Origin of the sequence: Variovorax sp. LjRoot84 (assembly GCF_964254305.1) — a bacterium.
Classification (GTDB): Bacteria; Pseudomonadota; Gammaproteobacteria; order Burkholderiales; family Burkholderiaceae_C; genus Variovorax.
Window position 1 is genome coordinate 2,323,840 of the sequence record NZ_CAXUTE020000001.1, and the last position, 19,746, is coordinate 2,343,585.

Annotated in this window: 20 protein-coding genes; 5 read left to right on the forward strand and 15 right to left on the reverse strand. The window is 68.7% G+C overall.

Annotation, left to right across the window (positions count from 1 at the left end; all coding sequences use genetic code 11):
* Position 1: 1 nt before the first annotated feature.
* Together ACSQ9I_RS11950 and ACSQ9I_RS11955 are read right to left on the reverse strand one after the other, a co-directional pair.
* Positions 2 to 259 (reverse strand): AbrB/MazE/SpoVT family DNA-binding domain-containing protein, encoded by a 258-nt coding sequence (locus ACSQ9I_RS11950; protein WP_093109324.1) that lies wholly within the window; start codon positions 257 to 259, stop codon positions 2 to 4.
* Positions 260 to 288: 29 nt separating this feature from the next.
* Positions 289 to 1,764, reverse strand: a complete 1,476-nt coding sequence (locus tag ACSQ9I_RS11955) for a short-chain fatty acyl-CoA regulator family protein (protein WP_436313289.1) — start codon at positions 1,762 to 1,764, stop codon at positions 289 to 291.
* A gap of 103 nt (positions 1,765 to 1,867) precedes the next feature.
* On the opposite strand from ACSQ9I_RS11955, the gene ACSQ9I_RS11960 reads away from it, so the two are divergent.
* Genes ACSQ9I_RS11960 through ACSQ9I_RS11970 form a run of 3 tightly spaced genes read left to right on the forward strand, consistent with a single transcriptional unit; the run spans position 1,868 to position 4,897 of the window.
* The gene (locus ACSQ9I_RS11960) at positions 1,868 to 2,281 is read left to right on the forward strand and encodes an acyl-CoA thioesterase (RefSeq protein WP_093109322.1); all 414 of its coding nucleotides are present in this window, start codon (positions 1,868 to 1,870) and stop codon (positions 2,279 to 2,281) included.
* Entirely contained in the window at positions 2,278 to 3,435 is a 1,158-nt protein-coding gene (prpC, locus tag ACSQ9I_RS11965) for a bifunctional 2-methylcitrate synthase/citrate synthase (protein WP_436313290.1), read from the forward strand. Before ACSQ9I_RS11960 ends, prpC begins: the two co-directional genes overlap by 4 nt.
* 10 nt (positions 3,436 to 3,445) lie before the next feature.
* The gene (locus ACSQ9I_RS11970; RefSeq protein ID WP_436313291.1) at positions 3,446 to 4,897 is read left to right on the forward strand and encodes a bifunctional 2-methylcitrate dehydratase/aconitate hydratase; all 1,452 of its coding nucleotides are present in this window, start codon (positions 3,446 to 3,448) and stop codon (positions 4,895 to 4,897) included.
* Here ACSQ9I_RS11970 and ACSQ9I_RS11975 read toward each other — a convergent pair.
* From ACSQ9I_RS11975 to ACSQ9I_RS11985, 3 genes are all read right to left on the reverse strand, one after another.
* Entirely contained in the window at positions 4,885 to 5,178 is a 294-nt protein-coding gene (locus tag ACSQ9I_RS11975) for a hypothetical protein (protein ID WP_436313292.1), read from the reverse strand. The genes ACSQ9I_RS11970 and ACSQ9I_RS11975 overlap by 13 nt on opposite strands.
* 99 nt (positions 5,179 to 5,277) lie before the next feature.
* Positions 5,278 to 5,658: a nuclear transport factor 2 family protein gene (locus ACSQ9I_RS11980; RefSeq protein ID WP_436313293.1), complete on the reverse strand. Its 381-nt coding sequence runs from the start codon at positions 5,656 to 5,658 to the stop codon at positions 5,278 to 5,280.
* 96 nt (positions 5,659 to 5,754) lie between these two features.
* Positions 5,755 to 5,979 carry a hypothetical protein gene (locus tag ACSQ9I_RS11985; protein WP_436313294.1) on the reverse strand — a complete coding sequence of 75 codons (225 nt, stop codon included), beginning with the start codon at positions 5,977 to 5,979 and terminating at the stop codon, positions 5,755 to 5,757.
* Between the two features lie 158 nt (positions 5,980 to 6,137).
* Here ACSQ9I_RS11985 and ACSQ9I_RS11990 point away from each other — a divergent pair, with 158 nt between their 5' ends.
* The gene (locus ACSQ9I_RS11990) at positions 6,138 to 6,536 is read left to right on the forward strand and encodes a tetratricopeptide repeat protein (RefSeq protein ID WP_436313295.1); all 399 of its coding nucleotides are present in this window, start codon (positions 6,138 to 6,140) and stop codon (positions 6,534 to 6,536) included.
* 9 nt (positions 6,537 to 6,545) lie between these two features.
* On the opposite strand, the gene ACSQ9I_RS11995 is transcribed toward ACSQ9I_RS11990, so the two are convergent.
* Positions 6,546 to 6,872 carry a GYD domain-containing protein gene (locus ACSQ9I_RS11995; protein WP_436313296.1) on the reverse strand — a complete coding sequence of 109 codons (327 nt, stop codon included), beginning with the start codon at positions 6,870 to 6,872 and terminating at the stop codon, positions 6,546 to 6,548.
* A gap of 249 nt (positions 6,873 to 7,121) precedes the next feature.
* Between ACSQ9I_RS11995 and ACSQ9I_RS12000 the strand changes: the two genes are divergently transcribed.
* The gene (locus ACSQ9I_RS12000) at positions 7,122 to 8,846 is read left to right on the forward strand and encodes a dipeptidase (protein ID WP_436313297.1); all 1,725 of its coding nucleotides are present in this window, start codon (positions 7,122 to 7,124) and stop codon (positions 8,844 to 8,846) included.
* 3 nt (positions 8,847 to 8,849) lie between these two features.
* Here ACSQ9I_RS12000 and ACSQ9I_RS12005 read toward each other — a convergent pair whose 3' ends face one another.
* The 9 genes from ACSQ9I_RS12005 to ACSQ9I_RS12045 all read right to left on the reverse strand — a co-directional run bounded on the left by ACSQ9I_RS12005 (position 8,850) and on the right by ACSQ9I_RS12045 (position 19,738).
* On the reverse strand, positions 8,850 to 9,575 hold the full coding sequence (locus tag ACSQ9I_RS12005; RefSeq protein ID WP_436313298.1) for a hypothetical protein: 726 nt from the start codon (positions 9,573 to 9,575) through the stop codon (positions 8,850 to 8,852).
* A gap of 85 nt (positions 9,576 to 9,660) precedes the next feature.
* The gene (locus ACSQ9I_RS12010; RefSeq protein ID WP_436313299.1) at positions 9,661 to 12,159 is read right to left on the reverse strand and encodes a chemotaxis protein CheW; all 2,499 of its coding nucleotides are present in this window, start codon (positions 12,157 to 12,159) and stop codon (positions 9,661 to 9,663) included.
* An 87-nt stretch (positions 12,160 to 12,246) separates the two neighbouring features.
* On the reverse strand, positions 12,247 to 12,570 hold the full coding sequence (locus tag ACSQ9I_RS12015; protein ID WP_093109311.1) for a chaperone modulator CbpM: 324 nt from the start codon (positions 12,568 to 12,570) through the stop codon (positions 12,247 to 12,249).
* A gap of 5 nt (positions 12,571 to 12,575) precedes the next feature.
* Positions 12,576 to 13,547 (reverse strand): DnaJ C-terminal domain-containing protein, encoded by a 972-nt coding sequence (locus ACSQ9I_RS12020; RefSeq protein WP_436313300.1) that lies wholly within the window; start codon positions 13,545 to 13,547, stop codon positions 12,576 to 12,578.
* Between the two features lie 31 nt (positions 13,548 to 13,578).
* On the reverse strand, positions 13,579 to 14,193 hold the full coding sequence (locus ACSQ9I_RS12025; RefSeq protein ID WP_436313301.1) for a histidine phosphatase family protein: 615 nt from the start codon (positions 14,191 to 14,193) through the stop codon (positions 13,579 to 13,581).
* A 10-nt stretch (positions 14,194 to 14,203) separates the two neighbouring features.
* Positions 14,204 to 16,588, reverse strand: a complete 2,385-nt coding sequence (locus tag ACSQ9I_RS12030; RefSeq protein ID WP_436313302.1) for a penicillin acylase family protein — start codon at positions 16,586 to 16,588, stop codon at positions 14,204 to 14,206.
* Positions 16,589 to 16,690: 102 nt separating this feature from the next.
* Positions 16,691 to 18,244: a phospholipase D family protein gene (locus tag ACSQ9I_RS12035; protein ID WP_436313303.1), complete on the reverse strand. Its 1,554-nt coding sequence runs from the start codon at positions 18,242 to 18,244 to the stop codon at positions 16,691 to 16,693.
* Positions 18,244 to 18,888 (reverse strand): CDP-alcohol phosphatidyltransferase family protein, encoded by a 645-nt coding sequence (locus tag ACSQ9I_RS12040; protein ID WP_093109306.1) that lies wholly within the window; start codon positions 18,886 to 18,888, stop codon positions 18,244 to 18,246. The genes ACSQ9I_RS12035 and ACSQ9I_RS12040 overlap by 1 nt, the downstream gene beginning before the upstream one ends.
* A gap of 34 nt (positions 18,889 to 18,922) precedes the next feature.
* Entirely contained in the window at positions 18,923 to 19,738 is an 816-nt protein-coding gene (locus ACSQ9I_RS12045; RefSeq protein WP_436313304.1) for a glutamine amidotransferase, read from the reverse strand.
* Between the last annotated feature and the right edge of the window lie 8 nt (positions 19,739 to 19,746).

Genomic DNA, 19,746 nt, shown 5'->3' on the forward strand with positions numbered 1-19,746 from the left:
GCTACCGGCCGGGTTTGCGTTGCCGAGCCGATGCTGCTTCGCCGATGGCGTCGTTCATTGCCTTGATGCTGACGGGTTTTGCGACGCGTCCAGCAAAGCGGCCCTTGAGAGCAGAGACATCGGTCTTGAGCGGGACCAGTCTGAAGCCGTCACCCTCGGCGACAAAATCCACCTTGGCACCAGGACGCAGGCCAAGTGCAGTGCGCACGGCCTGCGGCATGGTGATCTGTCCTTTGCTGGTCATTGTGGCGACGGCCATTTCTTGAGCTCCTTACGAAGGGTAAGGAATTATATGGCTTTGCCGCGGCCAGCACCCTGTCTCGTCCCGATTGCGCCCGCTGGCCGCAGCTCCGCCACCGCATAAGGTGCGAACCGGCTCTGGTTCTCGTCGACATCGAGCGGCCGCCCGAGGAAGGGGAAGGCGCGCTGCGGGCAGGCGGCGCGTTCGCAGACCTTGCAGCCCATGCCGATGGGCGTCGGCACCTCGGGGTCGCGCAGGTCCAGGCCCTTGGAGTACACCAGCCGCGGCGCGTGGCTGATGTCGCAGCCCAGGCCGATCGAGAAGGTCTTGGTCGGCGCGCCCCAGCCGCCGTGCCCGCGCGAGACGGTGCGCGCGATCCACAGGTAAACGCGGCCGTCGGGCATGCGCGCGAGCTGCGGCAGGATGCGGCCGGGCTGCGCGAAGGCTTCGTACACGTTCCATAGCGGGCAGGTGCCGCCGGTCTTCGAGAAGTGGAAATGCGTGGCCGACTGGCGCTTGGAGATGTTGCCGGCCCGGTCGACCCGCACGAAGAAGAAGGGTACGCCGCGCGCATCGGGCCGCTGCAGCGTGCTGAGCCGGTGGCAGATGGTCTCGAAGCCGACACCGAAGCGGCGCGCAAGCAAGTCGATGTCGTAGCGCAGCGCCTCGGCCTCCGCGAGGAAGGTGCCGTAGGGCAGCAGCAGGGCGCCTGCGAAGTAGTTGGCCAGGCCGATGCGCGCCAGCGCACGCGCGGTGTCGCCGGTGAAGGCCGCCGCCTCGACGAGCTGACGCAGAACGTCGCCCATCTCCAGAAAGGCGAGCTGCGTGGCCATCTGGAAGGCGTACTGCCCGGGCTCGAGATCGGGTGAGAGCCGCAGCACGCGCGTCGCGGGGTCGTAGCGCCGCTGGTCCTCGGGCCCGAAGCTTTCCATCGGCACCACGCGCACGTCGTGTTGCTCCAGCAGGCGCCGGGCCAGACGGTCGCCGGGATTGCCTTCGCGCAGCCGCCACGCTGCGGCCAGCGCCTCGGCCGCATCGTCGAGCGGTGCGATGTGGTTCTGGTGGGCGAAGAAGAAGTCGCGCACCTCCTCGAAAGGCATGGGCCGCAACTGCGCGAGTTCGTCGCGGCCGTCGCCCAGAACGCCGGCGATCGCCTCGATGCGCTCCAGCGCCTCGCGCTGGCGGCGGTGCAGCGCGACCAGGCTGCGGCCGACCGCCGGCATCTGCGTGGCGAGTTCGCGCAGCTCGGCGAGCGACACGGCCTCGCCACCGGGGTTGTCGGCCAGCGCTTCGCGCATGCCCGCAATGAGCCGCGCTTCCTCGTCGTCCGAGAAGGCCTGCACGTCCACGCCCAGCGTGGCGCTGATGCGCAGCAGCACCGCCACCGTGAGCGGCCGCTGGTTCTGCTCGATCTGGTTCAGGTAGCTGGGCGAGAGGCCCAACTGCTGCGCCAGCGCCACCTGGCTCAGGTTGCGCTCTTCGCGCAGGCGGCGCAGGCGTACGCCCATGAAGGTCTTTTTCATCGTCCGTGGATTCGCAAACTTCGCAACTCGAGGCTGCTGCATTCGCAATCATTCGCTAATTCAGTCCTTCATTATGGGACGGATGTTGCGTAAATTGCGAAGCATGACGACCCGCAAGCGCCACGCACAGCTCACCGAGGTGGTGTTTCCCGAACATGCCAACCACTACGGCACGCTGTTCGGCGGCAACGCGCTGCACCTGATGGCGAAGGCCGCCTTCCTGGCCGCGCGCGGCTTCGCGCGGCGCGACGTGGTGATGGCGCGCTGCAGCGATGCGCAGTTCCATGTGCCGGTGCGGCTGGGCAGCGTGCTGACGCTCGATGCGCAGGTGCTGCGCGTGGGCCGCAGCTCGCTCACGGTCCATGTCACGGGTTTCGCCGACGACCTGGCCGCAGACCAGCCCGGGGTGGCGCTCGAGGCGGTGTTCGAGATGGTGGCGGTCGACGCGGCAGGCCGGCCGTCGCCGATCGCCGAGGCCGCGCACGACCCGCTCAACGAAATGAAAGTACCCGCATGACGCAAGAAACCCTGCAGCCTGGCTTCAAGCCCAAGAAGTCCGTGGCGCTCTCGGGCGTGCCCGCCGGCAACACGGCGCTGTGCACGGTGGGCCGCACCGGCAACGACCTGCACTACCGCGGCTACGACATCCTCGACATCGCCGAGGTCTGCGAATTCGAGGAGATCGCGCACCTGCTGGTGCACGGCAAGCTGCCCACCGCCGCCGAGCTGCGCGCCTACAAGGCCAGGCTCAAGGCGCTGCGCGGCCTGCCGGCCAGCGTGAAGGAAGCGCTGGAGCACCTGCCGGCGAGCGCGCATCCGATGGACGTGATGCGCACCGGCGTCTCGGCGCTCGGCTGCGTGCTGCCCGAGAAGGACGAGCATGGCACGCCCGGCGCGCGCGACATCGCGGATCGTCTGATGGCCTCGCTCGGCTCCGTGCTGCTCTACTGGTACCACTGGTCGACGCAGGGGCGTCGCATCGAGGTCGAGACCGACGACGACTCGATCGGCGCGCACTTCCTGCACCTGCTGCACGGCAGGGCGCCGACGGCGAGTTGGGAGCGCGCGATGCACACTTCGCTCAACCTGTATGCCGAGCACGAGTTCAACGCCTCCACCTTCACCGCGCGCGTGGTGGCCGGCACCGGCTCCGACGTGTACTCGGCCATCACCGGCGCCATCGGCGCATTGCGCGGGCCCAAGCACGGCGGCGCCAACGAAGTGGCCTTCGAAGTCCAGAAGCGCTACGACTCGCCCGACGAGGCCGAGGCCGACATCCGCCGCCGCGTCGAGGCGAAGGAGGTGGTGATCGGCTTCGGCCACCCGGTCTACACGGTGGCCGATCCGCGCAGCGAGGTCATCAAGCGGGTCGCGAAGAAGCTGTCGCAGGAGGCTGGGTCAACCAAGATGTTCGACATCGCCGAGCGGCTCGAAACGGTGATGTGGGACGCCAAGAAAATGTTCCCCAACCTCGACTGGTTCAGCGCTGTGAGCTACCACATGATGGGCGTGCCCACAGCGATGTTCACGCCGCTGTTCGTGATCGCCCGCACCAGCGGCTGGGCCGCGCACATCATCGAGCAGCGTATCGACAACAAGATCATCCGGCCGAGCGCCAACTACACCGGGCCCGAAGACCTGCGCTTCGTGCCGATCGAAGAACGCGCTTGAAGAAAGAACCATGTCCGCCCCCATCAGCAACATCCGCCCCGAACCCGACCGCGTGCTCGTCGACATCGTCGACTACGTGCTCGACTACGAAATCACCAGCGCGCTGGCTTACCAGACCGCGCGCAACTGCCTGATCGACACGCTGGGCTGCGGCCTCGAGGCGCTCGAGTACCCGGCCTGCACCAAGCTGCTCGGCCCCGTCGTGCCCGGCACGGTGGTGCCGCACGGCGCCCGGGTGCCGGGCACGCAGCATCAGCTCGATCCGGTGCAGGCGGCCTTCAACATCGGCGCCATGATCCGCTGGCTCGACTTCAACGACACCTGGCTCGCGGCTGAATGGGGCCATCCGAGTGACAACCTGGGCGGCATCCTCGCCACGGCCGACTGGCTCAGCCGCAACGCGGTGGCCGCCGGCAAGAAGCCCTTGACGATGAGGGACGTGCTCACCGCCATGATCAAGGCGCACGAGATCCAGGGCTGCATCGCGCTGGAGAACAGCTTCAACCAGGTCGGGCTCGACCACGTGGTGCTGGTCAAGGTGGCCTCGACCGCGGTGGTGGCGCAGATGCTCGGCCTTTCGCGCGACGAGATCGTCAATGCGGTGTCGCTGGCCTGGGTCGACGGCCAGTCGCTGCGCACCTACCGCCACGCGCCCAACACCGGCAGCCGCAAGAGCTGGGCCGCCGGCGACGCCACCAGCCGCGCGGTGCGCCTGGCGCTGATCGCGAAGACCGGCGAGATGGGCTACCCGAGCGTGCTGACGGCCAAGGGCTGGGGCTTCTACGACGCGCTGTTCAAGGGCCAGCCTTTCAAGTTCCAGCGGCCCTACGGCTCTTACGTGATGGAGCACGTGCTGTTCAAGATCAGCTTTCCGGCCGAGTTCCACAGTCAGACGGCGGTAGAGGCCGCGATGACGCTGCATGCGCAGCTGAAGAAGGCCGGCAGGACGGTGGAGGAGATCGAGCGCCTGACGATCCGCACCCACGAGGCCTGCATCCGCATCATCGACAAGAAGGGGCCTTTGAACAATCCGGCCGACCGCGATCACTGCATCCAGTACATGGTGGCGGTGCCGCTGATCTTCGGCCGGCTCATTGCCGGCGACTACGAAGACGCGGTGGCGGCCGATCCGCGCATCGATGCGCTGCGCGACAGGATCGTCTGCGTGGAGGACCCGCAGTTCACCCGGGACTACCACGACCCCGAGAAGCGCAGCATCGCGAACGCGCTCACGATCGAGTTCAAGGACGGCAAGACGCCGGAGGAAGTGGTGGTCGAGTACCCGATCGGCCACAAGCGCCGCCGCGCGGACGGCATCCCGTTGCTGGAAGCCAAGTTCCGCACCAATCTCGCGCGGCGCTTCCCGAAGAAGCAGCAGGACGCGATCCTCGCCGTCTCGCTGGACCAGCAGGCGCTCGAAGCGCTGCCGGTGCACGAGTACGTCGATCTCTACGTGATGTGAACGCGCTGGAGGAACAGGAATCCCGCCAGCGAGGCGGTGCCCACCGCGAACGCCAGCAGGCCGAGGCGCGTCCGCAGCCCCGTGGTCTTCTGGCCGGGCTGCCTGTCAGCAAGCAGCGGTGCCCTGTTCGATATCGGCCAGCCGTTCAGGCGCGGCCCCTTGCTCCATTCCATCGCGGAGAAGCCGGTGGGCGCGAGGCCTCGCAGCGCGCTGGCGCAGCCGTCGCAGAACATCGCGCTGTCGGGGTTGGAGGTTCTGCAGACGTCGCAGACCATGGACATGGGGGAACTCCTTGAATTGAACCAAGGTTCCCCACTTTCCATAGAGACTGCCGCATGTCTGTCGGCAGCTTCCTACGCGCTGCGCAGGAATCCGGCGTTCTAGAGTTTCGACTTGACTGGCACGCGCTGCGCCGGGTCGTAGAAGAAGGTCTCCTCGGCGATGCGTTCGCCCTCCCAGCGCTGATAGGCGAGCTCCTCCATGTGCGTGGCCGTGCCGTCCGTCCACTCGAAGTGGAAGATCCAGCGGATGACGACGCGGTCGCCGTTCACGAACACCGGGCGCACGCAGGTCGAGGAGATCGAAGAGGCCTTGGCCAGCATGGCGCGTTCGCGTGCCACGGCCGCGTCGCGGCCGACGCGCGGCGCTTCCTGGTTCTCCTGCAACGAGGCATTCGGGGCGTAGAACTCCTCGACGGCTTCGGCATGTGCGTTCTCTTCGACGCGGGCGATGAAGCGTTCCAGTGTTTCGGCGCTGGGCATGTGTTTCTTCCTTTTCTGTGGCGGGTTCGATAGGACCTTCCGGCAGAGATCACCAACTCACGCGCGAACCTGCATCTGTTGCGCAGTATGACGAGATCACCGGCGAACGCTGCGTTGAAGCATGCGCTCGCGCTGGTCCCCAATCTGGCGGAGGCTCATGCGGGTCTCGGCTTCAGCCGCTTCTGGTTCGACTTCGACTGGGTGGGCGCCGAGCATGCATTTCGTCGCGGGTTGACCATCAACCCGAACACGGCCACTGCGCACTGGGGCCTGGCGCTGCTGCTCCTGAGCAAAGGCCGCCTCGCCGACGGGTTCGTCCATTTGCGGACAGCGCGATCACTCGACCCGATGTCCCCGGTCTACAACACGGTGGAAGCAAGCCTTCTGCTGGCAAACGGTCAACGAGAAGAAGCCCGAATTCGGCTGAACCGCTCGCTCGATATTCTCCGGATCTCTGGCTTACCCATCTCGCAGCGGGCTTGCTGCACATGTCCGATGCGCGACCGGAACAAGGCATTGCCTCGATCCGGCGCGCGGTGGCGCTGTCCGATGCCACCACCCGGTCCTGGTCGGTGCTGGGCGTGCACTTGGCGCGCCTTGGAGAAACCGAAGAGGCTCGATCGATCCTGAACCAGCTCTTGACCGCATCGAAGTCGCGCTACGTCACCCCGACTTCAATTGCATCGTTGCATGCGGCGCTGGGTGAAGTCGGGTCGGCTCTCACTGCACTGGAACAGGGGTTGGTGCTGCGAGACACTCGAATGGTGTTTCTGAAAGGCGATCCCCACTGGACGGGCCTGCGCTCGGAGCCACGCTTTGTGGCGCTCATGCAAGCCCTCAAGCTGGATCGCGACGGACCTGGTCTGTCGCCGATCTGACATCGACAACTACGCGCCGGGCGGACGGTAGCCGACCGCCTGCGCGCGGCCGAGGGCGTCCAGGGTCTCCTCGACGGTGAGCAGCGGCGTCGTCTCGACTTTCGACAGCGCGCCGCCTGCACCTAAGGCAATCGCGACTGCGGCCATCGAGACGTTGTCAGGCGCCTCCCAGAGGGTATAGCCGTCGTAGGTGCCGAACGCGTACCAGAAGCCGTGCAGCTTCCCGCCGACCGACTCGATGTACTTGCGTGCAGCTTCGCGACGGTCTTCGGGTTTCTTCGTCAATCGAGCCCAGGTTTCCGGCGTGTAGCTGAAGCGCGTCAGATAGAAAGCCATGGCCACAACCCTCCTTCCAGCGTTCTGTGCCGCTCGCGATGCGCGAGCATGGAAAGTCTAGTCCCGTCGACTGGGTGACGGATAGACATTTCATTCATGCGAACCCGAGTATTCGGAGTCCGGCCGGGCGCGCCGACAACCACCATCCTGCGCAAAGCCTTCTGCATGGAGATGTGTTGACCACGCGGGCCGACTGCGCTTTGTAGACTCGCCGCTCCCAAGCGAATTTCCCCTCCCCGGGAGTCACCCATGAAGCATCTCTCCTTGTCCATCCTGTCCCTGGGCCTGGCCCTCGCGCTCGGCCTGCCGGCGCAAGCAGACACTCTCAAGAAACCCGAGCTCGACCAGCTGGCCGCAGCCCAGCAGGCCAAGTCGTCGCCGAGCTTCCGCGCCTTCCTCGCGCAGGCCGCCAAGACCCAGCCGAAGCTCAAGGCCAGCGTCGCGGCCTACGAGAAGAAGGCGCCGCTGGCCGGCGACGACCTGGTCAACATCGCCCGCCTGCTCGGTCTCTACAACCGCCTGCACAACCAGAAGGCCGTGATCGCGAGCATGGAGACCATGGTGGCGATTCCCACCGTGCGCATCGACCGCGTGCCGCCGCACGAGAACAAGGCGATCATCGAGTTCGGCCAGCTGGTCGAGAAGATGGCGGGTGACTTCGGCCTGCAATACCGCAACGTCGACAACCGGATCTTCGAGGTCAAGCTGCCGGGCCGCGGCAAGGAGGAGTTCGGCATCCTCACCCATGCCGACGTGGTGCCCGCGGTGCTCGCGGAATGGGTGCTGGACGACGGCACCCGGCTCGACCCCTTCAAGCTCACGCGCGTGGGCGACTACCTCTACGGCCGCGGCACCATCGACGACAAGGGCTCGATCGCGGCCGTGCTCTATGCAATGAAAACGGTGAAGGAGAGCGGCCTGCCGCTGGACCGCACGATCCGCCTCATGATCGAGACCACCGAGGAAACCGGCGGCGACGCCATGAAGTACTACCGCGAGAAAACGTCGCTGCCCGAGTACAACATCGTGCTCGACAGCAAGTACCCGGCGGTGGTGGCGGAGAAGGGATCGGGCGGCCTCAAGGTGTTCTTTCCGGTCGAAGCATCAGACGGCAAGCGCACCGCCATCACCGCGATGGCCGGCGCAGCGGCCGCCAACGCGGTGCCGCAGAACGCCACCGCCACGCTCAAGGCTGGCGATCTCGCGCGGGCCGCGTCGCAGTTGGAAGGCGCGAAGGCCGCCTTCATCCAGAAGTACGAAGGCCAGGGCGGCAAGTTCGGCATCGACATCGCGAAAAGTGCCGACAGCATCGAGATCAAGGTCGTCGGCGTCTCGGCCCATGGCTCGCGGCCGGAGGAGGGCGTCAATCCCCTCCCGCGCCTTGCGCTCTTCCTGCAGGAGTCCGGCGTGGCGCTGGACGACAACCACCATGCGAAGGCCGTCAAGTACCTGAACGCGCTCTACGGCACCGACTATCTCGGCGAGAAGATGGGCGTGGGCTACAAGGACGATTTCATGGGACCGCTCACCATGTCGCCCAACCTGATCCGCGAGAAGGACGGCAAGCTCGAAGTCACGGCCAACGTACGCATGCCGCGCGGCAACACGCCCGAGAAGCTGACTCAGGCCGTCACGGCCAGGGTCAAGGGCTGGGCGGCCGAGAGCCAGGCCAAGGTCGAGATCGACTACCAGCAGGGCGACTGGATGGCGCGCGACCCCAAGGGCGCGTGGCTGTCCACGCTGCTCAACATCTTCGGCGACACCACCGGCCTCGAAGCCAAGCCGGTGCCCACGGCCGGCAGCACCACCGCCAAGCTGATGCCCAACGCGATCAACTTCGGCCCGGCCATGCCGGGCAAGAAGTACACCGCGCACAACGCCAAGGAGTTCAAGGAAGTCGCCGACCTCGATGCCGACATGCAGATGTTCACCGAGATGCTGGTGCGCATCGGCAACCTGGGGCAGATGCAGTAGGGCTCAGAAGCTCGGGTTGCGCCGTGCGATGTCGCGCCGCGTCTGCTCTCGCACCGCATTGCAATGCGGGTGGTGGTTGAACGGACTCTTGGCGCATTGCGCCGCCTCGCAACGGGCCGCGGCGATGAAGTTGAGGTGCGCGCAGCCGGGCCGTGGATCGGCGGCGCCGTTGCCGCCGTTGCCGTCGTTGCGGGCCACGATCTTTCGGGGCGGAACCGTCCGCTCGACCGGGACGGTGGGCTGGTAGGAGGCGATGGGGCGTTCCGGCTCCGAGCGCACGGGGCCCGGCTCCACGATCGTCTCGGCCGGGCCGAGCGTTTCCACGGTCCGCACCGGCACGGACGGCACCATGGGCACGCGATCGAGCGGCGCCGCCGGAGGCGCCGATGCGCGCACCGGTGCCGCGCGTGCCGCTGGAGCGGCCGCCACGGCAGCGGGCGCGGGTGCCGGCGGCTTGCGCGTCACATAAGCCACCCAGCTGCCGAAGCAGGCGGTGATCACGATCGACAACACCGCAAAGCGGATCCAGAAGGCGCGCGTCTCGATCGGCAGCATGCCGGGCGTCGGGCCCGCGGCCTGCGCCGGTGCGGGCGCCGTCTGCACCGGCTTCATGCCTTCGAGCGCGGACGGCCCGGTGGCGGCAAAGCCGGGCAGCTTGGCCGCGCAGCCGCGGCAGAACATGGCATTGGCGCGGTTCTCGGTCTTGCAGGCGGCGCAGACCACGGACATGGGGAACTCCTTCGAAGCCGGAATGCTAGGGTTAACAGACCCTAGGAGTCTGCACGACCGGCGGTCGCTGTCTGCCAGCCGCCTCCTACTTCGAAATCAGCTTGTCGACCGAGATGACGGTCAGCATGCGCTGATCCGAGGGATTGCCCCCGCGCACGACCGCGGTCGCGAGCGGATCATGCGCCGCCAGCGCGGCTGGCAGATCCTGCAGGGCCGATCGCTGCACGTCGAACACCGTGCCGACTTCGTCGACCCGCAGCGCGAATCGCTGGCCCGAATCCGTCTTGCACACCACGAGCAGGCGGTCGGCGCCCGAAGCCGTCGAGGGTTGGCCGCGCCGCCGTCGCAGATCGACCACGGCAAGCGCCTGGCCATCGTGCATCGCGATGCCTGTCGTGCCGGCGGCAACGCCGCTCACCGATGCGACCTGCGGCACCACCACGGCCTCGATCACCTGTGAGGCCGGAAGCCCCAGCCATTGGTCGCCGACGAGCGTGCTGGCGATGGCGACGCGGTCCGTGCCGGGGAGCGAACCCGCCGGCGGATCGAAGGGTTCCAACGCTGCCGCGCCATCCTGGGCCGCACGTTCGCAGAGGGCAATGAGGATCACGCAAGCCACGTCGTCCGGTCTGCAGGTGGCCCCACTCTCGTATTCGCGGTAGCCGCAGGACATGGTGATGCCGGCGGCATACAGCATGCCATCGATCTCGAGCACCGTGCCGCTGGAGGCGCCGCGCGCAAGGTGCGCGAGGCGGTCCGCGAAGGGGGCCGTGGTGCCGGTTTTCCAGGCTCCGCCGGTGCTGGCCACCACGGCTCCGCCGCGTGCGACGAAGAGGCCCAGTGCCTGCGGCATCGGCCGGCCTTCGGCGTCCACCGGCAGGGCGTCGCGCAGCATGGCTTGCATCTGCGGCTCGCTGTCGAACACGATGGCGACGCAGCCGGCGTTGCCGCCGGCGCCCTGCACCGGCGCCGCGAACACGTAGGTGTGCCGGTCGCCGTAGAGCGGCGAGGCGGCGAAGCTCGAGCGCACGAAGGCCTGTTCGTCGCGCAAGGCCAGCGCGGCCGGAAGCCATGCGGCCACGAGCGGCGCAGCGGCGGGCGTGCCGTTGGAGGCCGCCAGCACATGCCCTTGCGGGTCAAGCAGCAGCAACTGGGAATAGACCGTGTACAAGCCGTTGATGCGGCCCAGCACCGCCGTCGCTTCGCTGCAGGCCCGCGAGTCGCGCTCGCGGGTGGCGCGCTGCAAGCTGCTGTCCAGGGCCCACCAGCGGCAGTCGTTGGCCCGCTCGTAGAAGCTGCGGTCCATGATGTCGATGCCGAGCGCCGAGCAGGCGCGCACCTCTTCGAGCACCGAGGCCACGGCCGACTGCTGCAGGTCGCCGATCGCGTGCTCGAACACCGCGCTGATGCGCTGGCCGGTGCGCGTCACGCGCTCCAGCAGCGCGCCGGCGAAGTGCGCATTGGGGGCATGGCCGTCCTGCTCGTGGCGGATTCGCACCTGGCCGTTCCACACCAGGCGTTCGAGCCCGCGCTGGATGCTCTTGGCGTGCGCCGGAATGGCCTGTAGCTCCTCGCCGAACAGGCGGCTGGCCGCCACGACGCGGCTCGACAGCGCCGCATCGCTCGTGCTGCCTGCGATGTCGGCGCGAAAGGCCAGATCCACGGGCACCAGGACGCAGCCATCCCAGCCGGGGCCCCGATAACCCTGGTAGCCCGCTGCCGGCGTTTGCGCAGCCAGGTAATCGCGGCCCCCAAAGCGCAGGCCATGGCCCAGCGCATTGGCACGGGGAAGGACGGCGCCGACCGGGACCTGTTGCGGGTCGGAGCTGGCGATCACCGTGCGGCCAGCGTCCAGCAGAAGCACGACCGAGGCGTCGTCGCGCGAGGCCAGCGCGGCGAAGATCGCGCGCATCTCGTCGTCGAAGCGGAACGACAGGCACAGGGCGCCGATCACGGCGCCGGCATCGCTCTCCCGTACCGGCGCACCGTAGAGCAGGCCGCGCCGGCCGCCGAGCAGTTCGAAGCGTCCGAACGATTCGACGAAGGGGGCGCCCGAGTGCAGCACGGCCTGCATGAGCTCGCCGCCGGCAGCCGTAGCGGCAACGCTCTCGTCCAGGCGAGCGAGCACCGCGCCATCCGCGCCTAGAAGGATCACGTCGTCATAGACGCTGTACTTGGTCGCGTAGGCGCGCAGCCGTTGGCGCACCTGGGCGCCTCCGGCGATGGCATCGCGCAGCGCCGAGTCGGTTGCAAGGAAGCCGATGTCGGCCGTGCGCTCATAGAGGTTGCGCACCAGGATGTCGATGCCGGTCTGGGCCTTGGCGCGCGCGGTGCGCAGCGCGTCCTGCAGCAGCCTGCGCGCCAGCGAATCGAGCAGCACGCCGGTGAGTTCGTGGAAGCGGGCGCCGGTGGATGCGATGTCGGTGCCGCTGTCGCTCATCTGCCCGAGCAGCGCCAGCTGGTCCCAGATGTCTGCAAGGCGCTGCAGGGACTCGCGATGGTCGTTCACCAGCTCCATGCGCGACACCAGTGGCGCCACGGCAGCGTCGAAGCGCACTCCTTTGACAACGGATGTCATTTGCATGGTGTGATGTTTCGAACCGCGCGGCAACGCGGGCGAATGTATGTGAAATAACGATTTTGCGGCGACATGCGCCGCCCTGCAAAACGCTCAGGCTTCGCGTTCGAGTCCCCGGGCGCGCAGCACCGCCTTCAGCCGGCGCACCTCGTGCTCCAGGTCGAGGATCAGCGCCGCGGCGTCGAGCCCGACACCGAAGTCGCGCTCGAGCCGGCGCGCGGCCAGCGCGCATTGCAGGTCGGCGCTGTGGAAGCACCAGTCCTCCGGGCGCTCGGCCGGCGTGCGCACCTCGACGATGCCGACCTCGACCAGTTGAACGACCCACTCGATCTCGGCGCCGCAGGCATGCGCCAGTTCGTGCGCGGGGAGCGGGTGCGAACTGCTCAGTATCGTGGCAGTGAAGGAATGGGTAGCCATGTTCGTCACACTCCGAGATGGCGGCGCGGGTCGAAGGGCGCGGCCTGCGCCAGTTGCTCGTAAGCCTTGCGCGCGGCCTCGGTGTCGGCCGGCGGCAGCGCGATCTCCAGCAGCAGGTAGAGGTGGCCCGGCGGCTTGCCCGGCAGGCCGCGTTCCTTGAGCCGCAGCTTGAGGCCGTTGCGCGCGCCGCGCGGCACGGTCACCTCGACCACGCCGCCGGCGGGCGTCGGCACTTTCACCTGGGCGCCGAGCGCGGCTTCGGTCGGCGTCACGGGCAGCGTCATGTAGAGGTCGCGGTCCTCGATGCGGTAGAGCTTGTGGGGCGCGATGCGCACCTCGAAGTAGAGGTCTCCGGCCGGCTCGCCGCCATGGCCCGGCATGCCCTGGCCGGCGAGCCGGATGTACTGGCCCGGATGAACGCCGGCGGGAATCTTCACGCTGAGCGTGCGCGTCTTCCATTCGGGCCGGCCCCGGGCGTCGATCTCCTGCGAGCGCAGCGTGATCTCGCGCTCGGCGCCGTGCAGCGCGTCTTCGAGCGAGATCTCGATGGCCGCGTGGTGGTCCTCGCCGCGTGCGCGGTAGTGGCGGCGCTCGGCGCTGCGCCGTTCGGCCGCACCGAAGAGCGAAGAGAAGAACTCGCTGAACTCGGCATGGTCGGCCGGGCCCTGGCCCGGGCCGCGATGGAATTCGAAACCCTCGTCCCAGCCCGGCGGCGGCTGGAAGCCCTCGCCGGGGCGGCCGCCGGCGTAGCGGCCCTGCGCGACCTGGTCGGCCAGCGCGTCGTAGGCGGCGCGCTTTTCCTTGTCGCGCAGCACGTCGTTGGCCTCGTTGATCTCGCGCATGCGCCGCTCGGTGTCGGGTTCCTTGCTGACGTCGGGGTGGTACTTGCGCGCGAGCTTGCGGTAGGCCTTGCGGACCTCGTCGTTCGACGCGCCGCGTTCGATGCCCAGTGCTTGGTAGTAGTCCTTGAATTCCATGGTGGTGGGTGGAGGATGCGTGGTGCGGCCTTCAGGCCACCGCCGCTCCGCCATCCACATGTTGCAGGAGCGGCTTCACCCGCCATGTAGGACCGTTTCGCTCGAAACGCAAGGGTTGGGCATTGCCCATCACGCCGAGGTCGATAGCCACGCCGAGCAGCGCCGCCAGCACGTGCAGCGAGCCGCCATGCGCCACCACCAGCACCGGTGCCGGATGGGCAAGCGCGACTTCGAGCGCGGCCCGTTTGCGGGCGATGAACTGGGCCAGCGTCTCGCCGCCCTCGGGTTCGCAGGCCCAGTCCAGGTTGGCGGAGGAGGTGCCGATCAGCGCGCCGAAATTGCGCTCGCGCAGGCTTTCGAGCACCAGCGGCGCGATGCGCAGGCCGGCCGCGACCGTGTGGGCGGTGTCGAAGGCGCGCTTCGCATCGCTGCACACCACGCTCCTGATCGGTTCGCCGGCCAGCAGTTCGGCCGCGCGCGTGGCCTGCTGCAGGCCGAGCACGCTCAGCGGCGTGTTGACCGCCTGGAAGATCCGCTGCGCGTTGCCTTCGGTCTGACCGTGGCGCAGGAAGTAGAAGTGATCGCAGGCCGGCGCCAGCGGCACTGCGCCGGCCAGTTGCACCAGTTGATCCAGACCGTCGTTCATGGAGTTTCTTTCAATAGGCGAGTCGGAGGGGGGCGCCCACGCGCTGCGCCTCGATGTCGGCGCGGTGGAAGGGCAGTGGATGCCATTGCTTGGCGGCGAACAGCGGCAGCTGGTCGTAGGCGCGCGGCGATGCGGGGTCGCTGCTCTGGCCGTAGGTCAGTATGGCCTGTGCCACCGGCCCGCGCTGGTCGAAGCCCACCACCTGCATGTAGCTGCTGCCGTAGTTGATGTTGTAGCCCTTGGGATCGATCAGCGACTGGCCCTGGCTCTCCACCTTGTTGAGCACGCCCTCGAACTCGTCGCCGCCGTGGATCGCGACCTTCTGGCCGCGCACCGTGCGGGTCTGCACTTCGGCCAGCGGCACGTCGGCCGCGAAGCCGGCGGTGCGCACGATGGCGACCGCGTCGCCCAGCGCCTTGAAGACGGCCTCGCGCGTGGCCGGCGTGGCCATGTCGAGGCCGGCCGGTGTCGCGACCGGACGGGTCGGGTCGAAGGGCACGCGCCAGACCTTCGGCACGTCCTTGGCCTTGCGCCAGAACTCGCGGAACAGCGGCGCGCCCTTCGATGCGCCGTTGCTGGTGCGGTCCCAGGCGGCGAGCACGCGGCAGCCGAGCGCCTGGTCCGGCGTGAGCGCCGAGGCGCCGGCGTTGCAGGCCGCCACCAGGTCATCGGCGACCAGCATGCCGGCCAGGTTGCGGTCGCGGAAGATCACGCTCCGCAGCTCGGCCGCGCCCATCTTGTCGCCCCGCAGGCCGTCGTTGCCGGCCAGCCGGGCTTCGATTTCCATGATCCCGCTGCGCGTGCGCAGCCGCTGCGGCGTGCCGGTGAAGCCAACCAGCGGCGAGATGCCGGCGGGCGCTTCGATGTGCGGGTTGCTGAGCCAGAAGCTGTCGTTGCTGTTCTGCACCCAGTCCGGCGTCACGACGACCGGCATGCGCGCCGGAGCGGTCACGCCGGGCATCGCGACTGCGGCGTCGCGGTTCCAGGCGCAGGCCGAGCGCGAGCCGTCGAGCACCGGCAGGCCGGCGGCGTTGAGCAGCGCGGCGGCACGGGGTGAGGGCGCGCAGGCCTTCAGCATTTCGGCCGACACGTCGGGCACCACCGAGAGATCGGCGTACATCGCATTGCCCTCGCGGTCGGCCGCGATGGTGTTGATCCACGGCATGCCCTGGTTGCCCATCGCGGCGCGCAGTTCGCCGACGTTGCGCGCCAGCGCCATCTGCATCCAGCTCTGGGCCGAGCGCACGTTCTGCGTGTTGGCGTCGCGGATCGCGTAGGCGGTGGTGGCGGTCCAGCCGAGGCCGGCGCGCGGCAGCGAGACGACCGGGCCCCATTCGGTGCTGTAGAAAGTCTTCGGCGGTGCCGGGCCGCCCACGGCGGGCAGGCTGACGATCCTGGTCGTCATCTTCTTGCGCTGGCCGTCGACGATGTAGACCGTGGGGTCGGCCGGGTCGAGCTTGAGTTCATACAGCGTGAAGCGCTTGCCGGTGGAGACCGTGTGCGTCCAGGCCACGTCCTTGTTGAAGCCGATCGCGACCACCGGGCTCAGTCCACCGGTGGCGCCCATCACGTCGAGCTGGCCGGGGATGGTGAGGTGCATCTCCCAGAAGCGGTTGGTGCCGGCCCACGGGAAATGCGGATTGCCCAGCACCAGGCCGCGGCCGTCGGGCGTGGCGTTGCGGCCGAAGGCCCAGCCGTTGGAGCCGAGCTCGCCGCCCTCGGGGTTCGCATTGAAGCTGTGGCGGCCGATCTCCGCGACCGCCTGCTGCAGCGCGACCGGCTCTGCGGCGTTCCGCGTTCCCGGCGCGGGCGGCGCTGCCGCGAGCACCGCGCCGGCCAGCGCGCCGATGCCGCCCTGGATCATCGACATCTCGGTGGTGCGCGACAGGTCGGCCAGCGACATCGGCCGTACCCAGGGCTTGTTGCGGCAGGCTTCGGGCAGGCCGTTCGGGCCCGCATCCTGCAGGTAGCGGTTGTAGCCGGCCACGTAGCCGCGCAGCGAGGCCTTGACGTCCTCGTTGTTGGCGGCGGCGGCACGCGCCAGCGCGGCGTCGTCCATGTGGGCGCGCACGAACAGGTCGATCTGCGTGTTCGGCAGCCGGCCCAGGCCGAGTTCGCCGGTGGCCTGCGCGCCCAGGAACTGCGCGCGCTCGCCGCGCACGGTGAGCAGATGCTCCGCGGTCTGGCACACGTTGTCCTGCGCATGCGCGTAGGCCACGCCGTAGGCGATGCCTTCGTAGTCCGGCGCAGTGATGTGTGCGATGCCGTAGGTGGTGCGTTCGATCGTCACGCTGCGCGAGCCCGGCGCAGGGTTGCTCGCGCAAGCCGCGAGCAAGGCGGCGAAGGCCAGGGCGATCGCGCTCGGTGCAAACCGGGAAGATGTCGTGATTGTCATGGTCGAAGCCTTGCAGTGAAAACGAAGCTGTCGATTACAGGTTGCCGCTTGCAGGTGACGATTGCGTGATAACCCGGGTGAGCTGTCGCCGACGAGCCAGCGCTACAGCAGCCACTCGATCGGCAGGATCGAGAGGAAGTCGATCCACAGGCGCCGCATGGCGCCGGCGCCCGGCTCCGTCGTGTAGCGGGTTTCGCCCGCCGGGCCGCGGTCGATCCACTCCATGCCGCGTCCGTCGGCCGGCAGGCGCACCTCGTAGGCGAGCGTCGGAACGACATTGTCGATCTCAACGGCCAGCCGCTCGGCGAGCACGGGGCTGTCGATCACGACGCCCATCTCGGTATTGAGGTGCACCGAGCGCGGATCCAGATTGAGCGAGCCGACGAAGATGCGGCTGCGGTCCACCGCGAAGGTCTTGGCATGCAGGCTCGCGGCCGAACTTCCGCCTGGGTTCTGGCGCTTCTCCTCCTCCGGACGCGGCGGCGCAGCGGCGCTCGGCTTGAGCTCGTAGAGCACGGCACCGCCGACGAGCAGCTCTTTGCGGTAGCGGGCGTAGCCTGCATGGACCACGCCCACGTCGGTCGCGGCCAACGAGTTGGTCAGGATGCGCACCTTCACGCCCTGTGCGGCGAGCGCGGCCAGCTCGCGCGTGCCGCCGGCGCCGGGCACGAAGTAGGGCGACACCAGGTCGAGCTCGCGCTTCGGCTCACCCATGGCCTCCTTGAGCAGGGGGAACATGAGCTGCTCTTCCTGCCCCGCCGCCGACTGCACCTTGGCGGGCACATCGCTCACCACGCGCGCATCGGCCCACTCGAAGGGCAGGCGGCGCTCGGCCACCTCGCGCATCAGCGGCGTCTGGCGCACGGCCTCGAGGTAACGCTGCGTCTCGGCTTGCTGCCGCAGCTGCGCCCACTGCTCGCGTAGCCGCGCTGCGGCATCCGCAGGCGCCGACGGCAGCAGGCTCGCGACCGGATAAGCAGCCTCGCTGTTCCAGTACAGGTCGAACTCGCGCGAGACCTCGCGCACCACCGGCCCGATCGCGATCACGTCCAGGTCCTGAAAGCCGAGCTGCAGATCGGCGCCGTAGTACTCGTCGCCCACATTGCGCCCGCCGACGATCGCGACCTGGTTGTCCGCCGTGAAGGACTTGTTGTGCATGCGGCGGTTGACGCGCGAGAAGTCAAGCGCGAAGTCGCCGACCCGGAAGCCGCGATTCGCGAAGGGATTGAAGAGCCGGACCTCGATGTTCGGATGCGCATCGAGCGCGGCGAGGGTGGCGTCGAGTCCGCTGGTGTTGTTGTCGTCGAGCAAGAGGCGCACGCGAACGCCGCGCTCGGCCGCCTTGCACGCGGCCTCGAACAGCAGCTGGCCAGTGGTGTCGCCGCGCCAGATGTAGTACTGCAGATCGAGGCTGCGCTCCGCGGCCTGGGCCAGCACCACGCGGGCCGCGAAAGCTTCCTGCGCGGCGACCAGCGGCAGGATGCCCGACTTGCCCGCATGCGTCGCCAGCTCCGGCGCGAGCGCCTGGCCGAGGCGGGTGCCGGCGGTGTCGGCGAGTGCCACCGACTCGCTGCGCTCGACACGGTCGGGCAGGCTGGCGCAGCCCGAGAGAGCCAGTCCCAGCGCGACGCAAGCGACAACGCGGGCGGCGCGCATCACAGCTTGGGAATGCGCAGCGTCTTGCTGATCATCAACGTGCCCGAGAGCGCGAACAGCAGCGTCAGCGGATGCAGGGCCCAGGGGCCGAGCATCCACACGCCGCCCCAGACCGCGTCGCCGATGCGGCCCTGCCAGGCGGCCCAGGCGAGCACGCCCACCAGCACCACGCTGGTCGGGATCGGCGTGCCCTCGAAGTACTTGACCTTGTCGGCGCCGGCCGAGAGCGCTTCGGCCGTGACGTTGTAGCGCGCCAGGCGGCTCACGCCGCAGCCGACGAAATAGATCAGGATCACGCAATCCCAGCCGCCGTCGAGCCCGGCGGCGAAGGCCAGCGCGGCGGGCGCCACGCCGAAGGAGATCACGTCGGCCAGCGAGTCGAGCTCGCGGCCGAGCGCCGATTGGGTTTGCCGCCAGCGCGCGATGCGGCCGTCGAAGACGTCGAACACGAAGGCGGCGGGCGCCAGCGCCGCGGCCCAGAGGAACTGCGCGAGCGACTGGCTCGCCACATAGGCCATCGAAAGGAACACGACGCCGACGCCGCAGGCCGCGTTGCCGAGCGTGAACACGTCGGCCAGGTGGAAGCCGCGGATCATCGAGAAATGCTTGCGGGCCCGTGCGACGACGGGTGGGGTGGTGGCCATGGCTGTTCTTTCGAAGGGAAAGCTGCGCTGCACCTTAGCGCAACTGCGGGGGGCTTTCTGTAGTCGCAATCCGATGCCGGGCCCCGCGTTCAGCCGGGCCAGGCGTGCGCACTCCGGCGTCATGTTCTTCCGCGATGTGGGCGAAGCGGCCGAGCAGTTGCGCCGCCGTCGCGGTGCCGGCGACGCGCTCGCGCAGCGCGGCCGGGTCGATGCCATTTGCCTGCAGCTCGCCGGCCATGCAGTCGATGTAGCCGCGCATGACCTCGGCATCGAATTCGGGATGGAACTGCACGCCCCAGGCGCGCAGCCTGACGCGGAAGGCCTGGTGAGGTTCGAAGGCGTTGCCTGCGAGCAGCACGGCGCCTTCGGGCAGCCGCAGCGCGCGTTGCCAATGCACCTCCTGCGCGTCGAAGCGCGCGGGCAGCCCCTGCAGCAACGGGTCGTCCTTTGCCGCGTCGGCCAGCGCGATCTCGACGGTGCCGATTTCCAGGCCGCCCGGGTGATTGCCGGCCTCGCCGCCCAGCGCATGCGCCAGCAACTGGTGGCCGAAACAGATGCCCAGGACCGGCGTGCCGTGGGCGACCAGTTGCGCCATCCAGGCGCCGGTGGCTTCGCTCCAGGGCTCGCGGTGCGAGACCATCGCATGCGAGCCGGTCACGATCGCGCCCGAGATCTGTTCGGGCGGCGGCAGCGTGTCGCCGCGGCGCGGATCGAGCACCATGATCGGCAGCCGGGTGGCGCCGAGGCCGGCCGCCACCCAGTGCTCGAAGTCGCCACGGGCTTCGCGCAGCGCGTCGAAGGTCTCGCCGAGCTTGATGATCGCGAGGGGTCGGGGGCAGGTGTCTTCCATCTCCCGGA

Bases quoted from the DNA above. Each gene is read 5' to 3' on its own strand.
- ACSQ9I_RS11985 (WP_436313294.1), bottom strand. From the start codon at position 5,979: ATGGACGAACCCGTCGGCGAGGCGGCCTTTGCTCAGGAGCAGCAGCGC.
- ACSQ9I_RS11980 (WP_436313293.1), bottom strand. From the start codon at position 5,658: ATGCCCAGCGCCGAAACACTGGAACGCTTCATCGCCCGCGTCGAAGAG.
- ACSQ9I_RS11955 (WP_436313289.1), bottom strand. From the start codon at position 1,764: ATGAAAAAGACCTTCATGGGCGTACGCCTGCGCCGCCTGCGCGAAGAG.
- ACSQ9I_RS12035 (WP_436313303.1), bottom strand. From the start codon at position 18,244: ATGCGCGCCGCCCGCGTTGTCGCTTGCGTCGCGCTGGGACTGGCTCTC.
- ACSQ9I_RS12005 (WP_436313298.1), bottom strand. From the start codon at position 9,575: ATGTCCGTGGTCTGCGCCGCCTGCAAGACCGAGAACCGCGCCAATGCC.
- ACSQ9I_RS12015 (WP_093109311.1), bottom strand. From the start codon at position 12,570: ATGGCTACCCATTCCTTCACTGCCACGATACTGAGCAGTTCGCACCCG.
- prpC (WP_436313290.1), top strand. From the start codon at position 2,278: ATGACGCAAGAAACCCTGCAGCCTGGCTTCAAGCCCAAGAAGTCCGTG.
- ACSQ9I_RS11950 (WP_093109324.1), bottom strand. From the start codon at position 259: ATGGCCGTCGCCACAATGACCAGCAAAGGACAGATCACCATGCCGCAG.
- ACSQ9I_RS11975 (WP_436313292.1), bottom strand. From the start codon at position 5,178: ATGTCCATGGTCTGCGACGTCTGCAGAACCTCCAACCCCGACAGCGCG.
- ACSQ9I_RS12040 (WP_093109306.1), bottom strand. From the start codon at position 18,888: ATGGCCACCACCCCACCCGTCGTCGCACGGGCCCGCAAGCATTTCTCG.
- ACSQ9I_RS11970 (WP_436313291.1), top strand. From the start codon at position 3,446: ATGTCCGCCCCCATCAGCAACATCCGCCCCGAACCCGACCGCGTGCTC.
- ACSQ9I_RS12020 (WP_436313300.1), bottom strand. From the start codon at position 13,547: ATGGAATTCAAGGACTACTACCAAGCACTGGGCATCGAACGCGGCGCG.
- ACSQ9I_RS11995 (WP_436313296.1), bottom strand. From the start codon at position 6,872: ATGGCTTTCTATCTGACGCGCTTCAGCTACACGCCGGAAACCTGGGCT.
- ACSQ9I_RS12030 (WP_436313302.1), bottom strand. From the start codon at position 16,588: ATGACAATCACGACATCTTCCCGGTTTGCACCGAGCGCGATCGCCCTG.
- ACSQ9I_RS12010 (WP_436313299.1), bottom strand. From the start codon at position 12,159: ATGCAAATGACATCCGTTGTCAAAGGAGTGCGCTTCGACGCTGCCGTG.
- ACSQ9I_RS11960 (WP_093109322.1), top strand. From the start codon at position 1,868: ATGACGACCCGCAAGCGCCACGCACAGCTCACCGAGGTGGTGTTTCCC.
- ACSQ9I_RS12000 (WP_436313297.1), top strand. From the start codon at position 7,122: ATGAAGCATCTCTCCTTGTCCATCCTGTCCCTGGGCCTGGCCCTCGCG.
- ACSQ9I_RS12025 (WP_436313301.1), bottom strand. From the start codon at position 14,193: ATGAACGACGGTCTGGATCAACTGGTGCAACTGGCCGGCGCAGTGCCG.
- ACSQ9I_RS12045 (WP_436313304.1), bottom strand. From the start codon at position 19,738: ATGGAAGACACCTGCCCCCGACCCCTCGCGATCATCAAGCTCGGCGAG.